The sequence below is a fragment of the Citrobacter sp. Cb031 genome, assembly GCF_030336725.1.
Classification (GTDB): Bacteria; Pseudomonadota; Gammaproteobacteria; order Enterobacterales; family Enterobacteriaceae; genus Citrobacter; species Citrobacter braakii.
Window position 1 is genome coordinate 431,470 of sequence record NZ_JAOWDA010000021.1, and the last position, 11,213, is coordinate 442,682.

At 56.5% G+C, this 11,213-nt stretch carries 10 protein-coding genes; 2 read left to right on the forward strand and 8 right to left on the reverse strand.

Annotated elements, in window-relative coordinates; genetic code table 11:
* Positions 1–83: 83 nt before the first annotated feature.
* A complete protein-coding gene (locus OGV93_RS06550; protein WP_016152204.1) occupies positions 84–1,172 on the forward strand; it encodes an oxidoreductase in 1,089 nt (362 codons plus the stop codon).
* Positions 1,173–1,276: 104 nt separating this feature from the next.
* Here the strand turns inward: OGV93_RS06550 and OGV93_RS06555 are convergent, their stop codons facing one another.
* The 7 genes from OGV93_RS06555 to entC form a co-directional block, all read right to left on the reverse strand.
* A complete protein-coding gene (locus tag OGV93_RS06555; RefSeq protein ID WP_019076244.1) occupies positions 1,277–1,474 on the reverse strand; it encodes a YbdD/YjiX family protein in 198 nt (65 codons plus the stop codon).
* A 63-nt stretch (positions 1,475–1,537) separates the two neighbouring features.
* On the reverse strand, positions 1,538–3,643 hold the full coding sequence (cstA, locus tag OGV93_RS06560; protein WP_016152202.1) for a pyruvate/proton symporter CstA: 2,106 nt from the start codon (positions 3,641–3,643) through the stop codon (positions 1,538–1,540).
* A 185-nt stretch (positions 3,644–3,828) separates the two neighbouring features.
* Positions 3,829–4,242, reverse strand: coding sequence for a proofreading thioesterase EntH (entH, locus tag OGV93_RS06565; RefSeq protein WP_101699797.1), 414 nt, complete (start codon positions 4,240–4,242; stop codon positions 3,829–3,831).
* A 2-nt stretch (positions 4,243–4,244) separates the two neighbouring features.
* Positions 4,245–5,000 (reverse strand): 2,3-dihydro-2,3-dihydroxybenzoate dehydrogenase EntA, encoded by a 756-nt coding sequence (gene entA / locus OGV93_RS06570; RefSeq protein ID WP_016155947.1) that lies wholly within the window; start codon positions 4,998–5,000, stop codon positions 4,245–4,247.
* On the reverse strand, positions 5,000–5,857 hold the full coding sequence (locus tag OGV93_RS06575) for an isochorismatase (RefSeq protein WP_016152199.1): 858 nt from the start codon (positions 5,855–5,857) through the stop codon (positions 5,000–5,002). The genes entA and OGV93_RS06575 overlap by 1 nt, the downstream gene beginning before the upstream one ends.
* Positions 5,858–5,870: 13 nt before the next feature.
* The gene (gene entE / locus OGV93_RS06580; RefSeq protein WP_016155946.1) at positions 5,871–7,481 is read right to left on the reverse strand and encodes a (2,3-dihydroxybenzoyl)adenylate synthase EntE; all 1,611 of its coding nucleotides are present in this window, start codon (positions 7,479–7,481) and stop codon (positions 5,871–5,873) included.
* Positions 7,482–7,514: 33 nt separating this feature from the next.
* Positions 7,515–8,690 (reverse strand): isochorismate synthase EntC, encoded by a 1,176-nt coding sequence (entC, locus tag OGV93_RS06585; protein ID WP_016152197.1) that lies wholly within the window; start codon positions 8,688–8,690, stop codon positions 7,515–7,517.
* Positions 8,691–8,877: 187 nt separating this feature from the next.
* Here entC and fepB point away from each other — a divergent pair, with 187 nt between their 5' ends.
* Positions 8,878–9,834, forward strand: coding sequence for a Fe2+-enterobactin ABC transporter substrate-binding protein (fepB, locus tag OGV93_RS06590; protein WP_287109456.1), 957 nt, complete (start codon positions 8,878–8,880; stop codon positions 9,832–9,834).
* Positions 9,835–9,892: 58 nt separating this feature from the next.
* On the opposite strand, the gene entS is transcribed toward fepB, so the two are convergent.
* Complete coding sequence (entS, locus tag OGV93_RS06595; protein ID WP_287109457.1) at positions 9,893–11,131, reverse strand: enterobactin transporter EntS; 1,239 nt, start codon at positions 11,129–11,131, stop codon at positions 9,893–9,895.
* Between the last annotated feature and the right edge of the window lie 82 nt (positions 11,132–11,213).

Genomic DNA, 11,213 nt, shown 5'->3' on the forward strand with positions numbered 1-11,213 from the left:
TGCTAGTATTTGGCAATCAAGACGTTCAGACGTCTATATAAAAATAACCTGCATTGACAGGACAGCCAAAAGGACAACACAACATGAGTAATACCGAGATTCGCGTCGTCACCGGCCCGGCCAACTATTTTTCCCATCCCGGCAGCCTGTCAAGACTCAACGATTTTTTCACCGCAGAGCAACTCTCACGCGCCGTCTGGGTTTACGGTGAACGCGCCATCGACGCGGCCCGCCCTTATCTGCCTGAGGCATTTCATCTTGCCGATGCCAGACACCTGCTGTTTACGGGACATTGCAGTGAAACCGATGTTACTCAACTGGCAAAAGAGTCAGGAGAGAATCGCAGCGTGGTGATTGGTGTGGGCGGCGGGACATTGCTCGACACGGCCAAAGCGCTGGCTCGTCGTCTGGGTCTGCCTTTTGTCGGTATTCCTACTATCGCAGCGACCTGCGCCGCATGGACACCGCTCTCCGTCTGGTACAACGATGCAGGCCAGGCGCTGCATTTCGAAATTTTCGCTGACGCCAATTTCCTCGTGCTGGTCGAGCCAGAGATCGTTCTCAATGCGCCTGAAGAATACTTACTGGCGGGGATCGGCGACACGCTGGCGAAATGGTACGAGGCAGTCGTGCTCGCACCTGAGCCGGAAAACCTGCCTCTGACCGTACGTCTGGGTATCCATGCTGCGCAGACGATCCGCGACGTCCTGTTGGAAAGCAGCGAGCAGGCGCTGGTCGATAAGCAACAAGGCACGTTGAGCCGCACATTTTGCGATGTAGTGGATGCAATTATTGCCGGAGGCGGCATGGTCGGCGGTCTGGGTGAGCGCTACACCCGCGTGGCGGCAGCGCATTCGGTACATAATGGCCTGACCGTGCTCCCGCAGACCGAGAAGTTTTTGCATGGCACCAAAGTGGCGTACGGCATACTGGTGCAGAGCGCGCTGCTGGGACAAGATGATGTGCTGGCGCAGTTAATTACCGCCTATCAGCGCTTCAACCTGCCAACCCGGTTGGCTCAACTGGAAGTGGACATCAACAACCGCGCCGAAATCGACAACGTGATTGCGCACACCCTGCGCCCGGTGGAGTCCATTCATGCGCTGCCGGTAACGTTAACGCCACAGACGCTGCGCGCAGCGTTCGAAAAAGTAGAATCGTTTACGGTGTGATTATGGTGTGAGATGCCTGATGGCGGCAACGCAGCGAAACCCCTGGAGCTTACAAAGATAAGTGACCAGGGTGAACACGCCTGCAGCTTGAATGATGAAGAGCATTAACAGCAGCGCGCGCCGCCTTTCCCCCCGTAGCGCGCATCCTGGCGTTCGCGGAAAAATTCTTCGTAGGTCATTGGTGTCAGGTCCGGATGCGTGACGCGCATATGCTCAACATAGTTGTCGTAATCCGGCACACCTATCATTAATCGGGCGGTTTGACCTAAATACTTCCCGGCTTTAGAGAGCGTTTCAAACATAGTGGTTCCCTGTCGAACAAACGCCCTCCCCATTCAGGAGAGGGCTCGTTGGTTAAGAGAATATTAGTGCGCGCCTTTCGCTTGCGCCACGATCTCTTCGACATTCTCAGGCATCGGTTCGTATGGCGTTTCTTTCGACGTAGGTTTGTCCTCTTTCAGTGCTGCCAGTGCAGTTTTGATGGAGAACAGACCCAGCACCACAACGACTACCATGAAGAAGATAGTGAGACCCGCATCCAGGCGGTTGTTAAACACCAACTGCGTCAGCTGCGACTGAGTGTACTGCGCCGGAATATTACCGCTGTCGATCATCGCCTGGAACTTGTTAGCGATGGCGAGGAAGCCAATTTTCGCATCCGGGCTAAACGCTTTCTGCCAGCCGGCGGTCAGGGTACAAATCAGCAGCCAGGCCGTTGGCACCAGCGCCACCCACGCGTAGCGCTGACGTTTCATCTTGAACAGCACCACCGCGCAAAGCATCAACGCCATACCGGCCAGCATCTGGTTGGCGATACCAAACAGTGGCCACAGGGTATTAATACCACCCAATGGATCCACCACGCCCTGGTGCAAGAAGTAACCCCAGGCCAGCACGCACAGCGCCGTTGCCAGCAGGTTCGCAGGCAACGAATCGGTACGTTTCAGACCCGGTGACACCACGCCCAGCAGATCCTGCAGCATAAAGCGTGCGGCACGCGTACCGGCGTCTACCGCCGTCAGAATAAACAGGGCTTCAAACAGAATGGCGAAGTGATACCAGAACGCCACATCCATCATTCCGCCCAGTGCACCATGCAGAATATACGCCATGCCCACCGCCAGCGTCGGCGCACCGCCTGCGCGGGAAATAATGGATTGTTCGCCGACATCGTTCGCAATCTGATGCAGCGTATCAGGCGTGATAACAAAGCCCCAACTGCTCACAACCTGTGCCGCTGACGCAACCACATCGGTGGTTCCGGCAGGTGCCAGTACAGCCATCGGGCTGTTCATCGCAAAGTAGACGCCCGGGTCGATAACGCAGGCCGCCACCAGCGCCATAATGGCGACAAAGGATTCCATCAGCATCCCGCCGTAGCCAATAAAACAGGCCTGACCTTCATTCGCCAGCATCTTCGGCGTGGTGCCGGAGGCAATCAGCGCGTGGAAACCAGAGACCGCACCGCAGGCGATGGTAATAAACAGGAACGGGAACAGGTTACCGCTCCAGACCGGGCCTGTACCGTCAACAAACTTGGTCAGCGCAGGCATGGTCAGCGTCGGACGCATGATCAGAATCCCTACCGCCAGACCAACAATGGTACCGATTTTCAGGAAGGTAGAGAGATAATCACGCGGCGCCAGCAGCAGCCACACCGGCAGTACGGCGGCGACAAAGCCGTATCCCACCAGCATCCAGGTCAACTGTACGCCGGTAAAGTCAAAGTACGGTGCCCAGGTCGGGCTTTCAGCCACCCAGCCGCCGGAAATAATAGCAAACACCAGGAATACCAGACCGATGACCGACACTTCACCAATGCGGCCCGGGCGCAGATAACGCAGGTAAATCCCCATGAAGATCGCCAGCGGGATAGTAAAGGCGACGGTGTAGGTTCCCCACGGGCTGTGGGTCAGCGCTTTCACGACGATCATCGCCAGTACCGCGAGGATAATCACCATGATCATAAAACAGGCCACCAGCGCAATGACGCCCGCCGTTGGGCCCATCTCTTCTTTCACCAGTTCGCCAAGGGAACGACCATCGCGACGGGTAGAAACAAACAGCACCATAAAGTCCTGCACCGCCCCCGCCAGTACCACCCCGGCAAGCAGCCAGATCATACCCGGCAGATAGCCCATTTGCGCCGCCAGCACCGGTCCAACTAATGGACCCGCTCCAGCAATCGCCGCGAAATGGTGGCCAAACAGCACTTTTTTATCGGTAGGAACATAGTCCAGACCATCGTTATGACGCACGGCAGGCGTCATACGCGTCGGGTCCAGCGCCAGTACATTTTTCGCGATGTACAGGCCGTAGAAACGATAAGCGATAAGGTAGACACAGACCGACGCCACGACTATCCACAACGCGTTGATCTGTTCGCCACGATTTAATGCGATATAGCCGAGGGCAAATGCTCCCATAACGGAGAGCACTGTCCAGACGAGGTACTTCCCTGATTTATTCATACTTGGTTTTCCGTTGTCCTGGTCAGAGAGATGTTACATTTTGTTTCTATAACATCTTTTCTGAATTTAACAACCTGACAACCATGTAAACCCGAAGTATCACTGAGTATTTACATTGCATTGTTAACTGGATCACTTCATTTAGCCGTTAACCCTGCAATTTCATTTTACTTTGTCGGGCGACTTCACCCCATCACCGCAGTGCCTAAACGACAGGTGCAACAGCGTCGTCCCTGCTCATCAAAGATGACGATTTCCCAGCTTTGACTCTGACGCCCGAGGTGCAGCGACTGGCAAACGCCGCGCACTTTCCCCTGCGCAACCGCCCGATGGTGCGTGGCGTTCAATTCCGTACCCACCACACACTGCCCGTCGCGAGTCATCAGATAACCCGCCATCGAACCCAATGTTTCCGCCAGGGCCGCCGACGCGCCGCCGTGCAGCAGACCAAACGGCTGATGCGTCCGGCTATCCACCGGCATTTCGGCTTCCAGCACATCATCCCCCAGTCGGGTATAGACCATGCCTAAATGCGCCACCATCGTGTTCTGACTGGTGGCATTCAGTTCATCCAGCGTTAAATGACGTTTCCAGATCATCGTCATGCCCCCAGCGTGGAGCCGCCGTCCACCACGATATCCTGAAGCGTAATGTGGCTCGCCAGATCGGAAGCGAGGAATAAAATAGTGTTAGCGATTTCCTGTGGACGCGCGATTTTCCCCAGTGGAATGCCGAGCTTAAACTGCTCGCCAAACCCACGAATGCGCTGTTGCTCCGCATCATCGCTGACCCACAACGTACGCTGCATGTCGGTATCGGTCGAGCCTGGCGAAACCACATTGCAACGCACACCGCTGCCTGCCAGTTCAAGTCCGACGGTCAGTGCCAGGTTTTTCAGCGCGGCTTTTGACGCACCGTATGCGCTCATACCGATACGCGGCGTGTGCGCCGCATCCGACGCGACGGTCACGATTGCCCCGCCCTGCTGGCGACGAAACTGCGCCATCGTCTGTTGAAACAGATTGAACGCCCCACCAACGTTAACCGCAAACGTCTGCTGCCACTCCTCAATACTCAGCGCATCGGTGGCCCCCATACGCAAAATACCCGCCGCATTGACCAACACATCCAACCGCTCGCGCGTTTGCAGGACGCGCTGACACACCTCAGCCACCTGTTCAGCATTCGCCACATCCAGCACTTCGGTGGCAAACGGGTAGTTATTCTGAGAAAATTCACGATCGAATCCTGTCACCTCAGCACCCGCTTTCACAAACGCCAGCGCCGTGGTGTAGCCAATCCCTTTTCCCGCGCCGGTTACCCAGACGGTTTTCCCTGCGAAGTCAAATCCAGACATTACTTCACCTCGCGAGAGAGCAGCGTCCACCAGGCGTCAATGGTCGGGTTTTTCGCCAGCATCACGAAGTCAATATCGCCATGAACCTTACGCCAGCGCGCCGCCAGCGCCATCATGCGCACGGAATCCAGTCCGTAGTCGATCAGGTTTTCGTCATCCATCGGCTCTTCGGACTCATCGAGCAGCGGCAGAATAATGCTGCGTAACGCATCTTTGCTGGCCGGTACCGGCGTCGGTAATAATTCCTGAGTCATCACCACACGCCCGGAGCGTCCCGCCACGTATTTCAGCGACATCAGATGTTCGTCACGGCTAAAGTCTGCCAACGCATCGGCAACCATAAACGGCTTGATGTCGCGCATAAAGGCGTCCGTTGCGGTGGTCATACAGCCAATATGCGCATACACGCCGGTAATGATCAGTTGATTACGTCCGGTCTCCTTAAGCATCTGTTCCAGCGGGGAGCGATGAAATGCGCTGTAACGCCATTTCACCAGAATGGTATCCGCTTCATCCGGCGCCAGCGCCTCAACGATTTTCTGCTGTTCCGGCGAACGCGTCAGTCCCGGTCCCCACATATCATTGAGCAGAGCGCGGTCTTCATCACTCTGTTCTTTCGGCTGAGCGGTGTAATACACCGGAATGTTATGCTCTTTGCAGTACTGACGCAGTGCGGCGATGTTAGCGACGACCTGCTCCATCATCGGGCAGTTATCGCCCCAAAAACCGATAAAATAGTCCTGCATGTCGTGGATCAGCAGTGCGGCGCGTTCGGGGTCAAACGCCCAGTCCACTTTGTTCACCGGAACATCAAGCGCCGTGGGTAGCGCATAAGCCTGCAGTTTAGGAATTGCCATCTCTTATTCTCCTTCAGGCCAGTGAACGTGATGCCAGCCACTGACGTAATTGTTTTTTATCTACTTTCCCAACCGGAGTCAGCGGTAACGACTCAACGCACTCCACGCGGTCAGGTAATTTAAATTCCGCTACGCCCTGTTCGCGTAGAAAACGACGCACCTGCACCGCTCGCAGCGGCTCTTTTACCACCAACCAGGCACAGCTTTTCTCGCCCATCAGTTCGTCATCCATACTGACCAGCGCGGCATGGATCACCATCGGGTGGCGCAGCAGCAGGTTTTCAATCTCTTCTGCAGCGATCTTCTCTCCACCGCGGTTGATCTGATCCTTCTCGCGTCCCTGGACGGTGATGTAGCCATCTCGATCGATGGCGATCAGATCGCCGGAGCAGTAAAAACCGTTGGCGTCAAAGGCGCTGGCATTGTGCTCAGGACTTTTGAAGTAGCCGCGGAAGGTGTATGGGCCACGTGTCATCAGGCGCCCGGTTTCTCCCTGGGCTAAAGGGTTGCCGTCAGCGTCTGCTACCCAGACTTCATCATCGGGACACATCGGGCGGCCCTGGGTATTGATGATGCGTTCAGGACTGTCGTCCAGACGGGTGTAGTTCACCAGCCCTTCCGCCATGCCGAAGACCTGCTGCAGCTGGCAGCCAATCTCCGCCGGAATACGCGCCGCAAGCGAGGCGGAAAGCCGTGCCCCACCGACCTGTAGCAGCGTCAGCGAAGCCAATTGCGCATTGCTCCCCCACTCCGCAATTGCCTGCAGCCACAGGCTCACCGCTGGCGGCACTAGCGCCGTGACGTTAACCTGATGCTGTTCAATCAGAGGGAAGCACAGGGTGGCGCTCGGGTCAGCCGCCAGCACGACGGTGCCGCCAGCCAGGAATACCCCCAACGCGCCAGGCGAACTCATCGCGTAGTTATGCGCCGCCGGGATCGCGCATAAATAACGCGTTTCCCCGGTGAATCGGCAAATCTCATTGCTGCGACGCACGCTGTAGTAGTAATCGTTATGGGTACGAGGAATCAGCTTTGGCGTCCCGGTAGTCCCGCCTGAAAGCTGGAAATAGGCCACCTCATCAGCAGGCGATGGCGTGGCGGAAAAATCAGTCGCAGGCTGGCTTATCGCCGTTTGCAGATTGTGTTCGCCTTCGTCATTGCGCAGTTGCACCACGCGCACTGAATTGTGTTCAGCCACAAAAGCGTTAAGAAAATCGTCTCCGCTAAACAACGCATGCTGACGATCGGCAATCAGCAGCGCAGGTTCGATCTGTTTGGCATAGGCGTTAAGTTCGTTTCGCTGATGGCTGAATAATGCCAGCACCGGGGCTACACCCAGCTTGAGCAGCGCAAAGAAAGTGATATACAACTCAGCCACGTTGCCCAGTTGCACCAGCGCGGTTTCGCCGGGTTTGATCCCCTGACGGCGCAGGCTGCAGGCGAGATTGTCAGTGGCCTGATTCAGTTGGCGATAGCTCAGGTGGCGTTCGCCATCGATCACCGCCGTATGGTCGCTGTCGGCGTGACGGGTCAGAATGTCGGTCAGCGGCAAATCCTGCCAGTAACCTTTTTCACGATAGCGGCGGGCAAACTCCTCCGGCCAACGGGTGAAAGGAATACTCATTATCGCTCCTTAGAGGCCTGGTCAATAAGGCTCTTAATGCAGTCCAAAAACATTCAACATCGTGGAGAGTTTGGCTCCCGTTTCACGCCATTCCGCAACCGGGGACGAAGCCGGAACAATCCCGGCACCGGCAAAGAAACGTACCTGATTACGCAGCAGCTTCGCACAACGGATCGTCACCACCCATTCGCCGTTGCCTTGGGCATCACACCAGCCGACAATGCCACCGAACAGTTCGCGATCGAACGGCTCCAGCTCGGCGATAAGTTTGCGCGCAACCTGATGCGGGAAACCGCTCAGCGCAGGCGTCGGATGCAGCAGGCACGCGAGCGTCAGGGCGTTTTCTTGCGCGTTGGCTTTACCCTCAAACGGCGTGCCGAGGTGCCAGAGCGTAGGCGTGGTGACCAGTTGCGGAGAAGAAGGGAGTTGCAGTTCACGGCTGCGATCGCGCAGGACATTTTTCATGGCCTGCGTCACCAGTTCGTGCTCATGGCGATCCTTTTCGGACGCCAGCAGGCGGATGCCCGCCTCACGGTCCAGCACATCGTCCGGTTGACGTCGTGCCGAACCTGCCAGCGGTAATGAGCTGAAACGATCGCCTTCTTTGCGTAACAGCAGTTCCGGACTGGCGCCTATCAATACGCCACCGTCTTCAAGGGGGACGTGGAAGTTGTAGCTCGCCGGATTTTGCGCCACCAGGCGCTCCAGCAGCGCCCCGCTGTCAATATTGGCATCAGCGGTGATATCGATCAGGCGTGACAACACCACTTTGTCGACTTCCGGGGTTGCCGTCAGCGCAGCCGCACGAGCGACCATATCTTCAAAGAAGTTCTGTTCCGGGATCGATTTACGTTCAACAACGTTCAGCGACTGATGCGCGTTAAAGTAACGAGATGATTGCTGCTTCGCCGTTCGGGAGAACGTCTGCCACGACTGGGGAATAAACAGCGATGACGGCTGGCGGGTGTCAAAAGGAATCGCCCCGACCATGATGGGGTTAGCGATACCCTGCGCTTTGGCATCAGCAAACAGTGCATGCATTTTTTGTTGGAAAGGGCTGTCTGGCGAATCGCCATCAATTGCCGGTTCCGCATAGCGGGCGAAGCATCCTGACGTCGTAAAACTACGGTACGGCGACATAAAGAAAAAACTGTCGGGAGCGAGCGTCGGCATAGTCTGCGTTTTTTCCTCGGCCAGTGACGTTTCCATATCATCCTCCAAAAATGATAAAAGCTCTAATAATGATTATCATTTATATTTTCGGTCGCTAACCTAAAAGCAAAGCGGCGGTATGTCAACTCTTGTGGCAGCACAATGTGCGACTTTGGCTTGCATCCTTGTCCACTAACAATGAAAATGAGAAGCATTACTTATACTGATAACAGGATGCTGATTCGTGAGTCTCCCCTCTTTTTGCCGCACCGTGTTCTTACTGGCAGGTTTATCTATTTCAGGAATTTCTTCAGGTTATGCCGCCGACTGGCCGCGTCAGGTTACCGACAGTCGTGGTACGCATACGCTGGAACATAAGCCGCAGCGAATTGTCTCCACCAGCGTCACCCTCACCGGCTCGCTGCTGGCAATTGATGCCCCGGTCATCGCCAGCGGCGCTACTACGCCGAACAATCGCATCGGCGATGCACAGGGCTTTTTACGCCAGTGGAGCGAAGTGGCAAAGGCGCGCAAACTGAGCCGCCTGTATATCGGCGAACCGAGCGCTGAGGCCGTGGCAGCGCAAATGCCTGATCTGATTCTGATCAGCGCCACCGGGGGAGATTCAGCCCTCGCGCTATACGATCAGCTGTCCACCATTGCGCCAACGCTCATCATTAATTACGACGACAAAAGCTGGCAGGCGCTGCTGACGCAGTTAGGTGAAATTACCGGTCAGGAGCAACAGGCGGCTGCGCGTATTGCCGAGTTTGATAAGCAACTGCAGGCGGTCAAGCAGCGTATTACCCTGCCGCCGCAACCGGTCAGCGCGCTGGTGTACACCGCTGCAGCGCACAGCGCCAACCTGTGGACGCCTGAGTCGGCGCAGGGCAAGCTGATGGAGCAGTTAGGGTTCACCCTGGCACCGCTGCCTGCCGGATTGCACACCAGCCAGAGTCAGGGCAAACGCCACGATATCATCCAGCTTGGCGGTGAGAACCTGGCGGCTGGTCTGAACGGCGAAGCGCTGTTCCTGTTCGCTGGCGACAACAAAGATGCCGACGCCATTTATGCTAATCCGCTGCTGGCGCATCTGCCTGCCGTGCAGAATAAACGTGTTTACGCCCTGGGTACGGAAACCTTCCGTCTCGACTACTACAGCGCGACCCTGCTGCTGCAACGTCTGTCAGCTCTCTTTTAATCGCCAGCGCCGGATACGGCTAACGCCTTATCCGGCCTACAAACCGTAGAGGACAACGCTATCCGGCATTCACAGGCATTTGTTGGAATCGGCGCACTTCTCCCAGCAACAGCAGCAGTAGCAGACCGACAATCACCAGCCCAAACCCACTTACGCTTGCCGAAGCAACCGGTGTCATCATCGCCCCCAATCCCCCTAACAGCGCCGCGCCGATCGCATCTCCTGTAACGTTCTGCGCAGTCCACAAACCGTTAATTCGCCCGAGCATCGCTTCTGGCGTCTGCGTCTGTAACAGGGTGTACTGCAACAAAGAGCTGACCGCACTCAGCCAGCCGAACAGCGCCAGGCAGACAACGCCAAGCTCCCAGACCGGCATCAACCCAAACAGACCGATAGCCAGGAACGAAGCCACGGTCGATACCAGCATGATCAGTCCCGGACGAACGCTGTGCGCCAGTTGTCCGCTGGTCAACGCGCCCACCGCCGCGCCAAGAGGAATGGCCGCATACAGCAGACCTATTTGCGCACTCGACATTTGCCAGTTAATCGCCAACGCGGGATACAACACGCGCACGGCGCTCGCCATAGTCAACAGACCGCCAAGCAGCGCAATGCCGCCAATCAGCGGGCTGGCAAGCAGAAAGCGAAATGCTGCCAGCAGCGATTTTAGCGGATGCTCGCGCGGCTGCGGCGGAGGCGGCAGCGCGGGAAGGCTCAGCAACGGCAGCAAGGTAATGAAAGTGCCCGCCGCCGCCAGACCGTAGTTCCACGCCACGCCACCGGTCGCGAGCAATACCCCGCCAAGCATCGGCGAAATAACCGAACCCAGACGTACCGTCAACATGGTAATCGCCCCGGCCTGCATCAAATTCTCTCGGCCAACCAGCGCCGGTGTTGCCGCCAGCAACGCGGTCACGCCCAGCGAGGCAAAGAAACCGTCCCATAAGCCAAGCAAATAAATCGCCAGTAACGACGGTTCGGGCAGCAGCGCATTCAGACACAGACCAATAAAGCCGATTCCGCAGGTTCCACGAGCCAACAGGATCACTTTTTTACGCTCATAGCGGTCTGCCAGCACCCCGCCCACCATCAGACCAATAAACATTGCGCTGCCGGTCAACGTCACTGACAAACCGACCTGCCAGGTCGACTGGGTCATCATCTGGATCTGTACCGGAACCGCCACGCCGAGTAGCCCCAGAGAGACAATGGAAATAAAACGGGCGAGGAAGACGGCGCGAAATGCAGGGTGGGTCTTTAACAGGCTGAGATTGAGCAGCCAGGATTGTCGATTCATTACAGAGCCTTACCAGGTACTTTTTCAATATCCATTCGATGGCTGCACATGCTAACATATCCAAATAAGATCGATAACGATA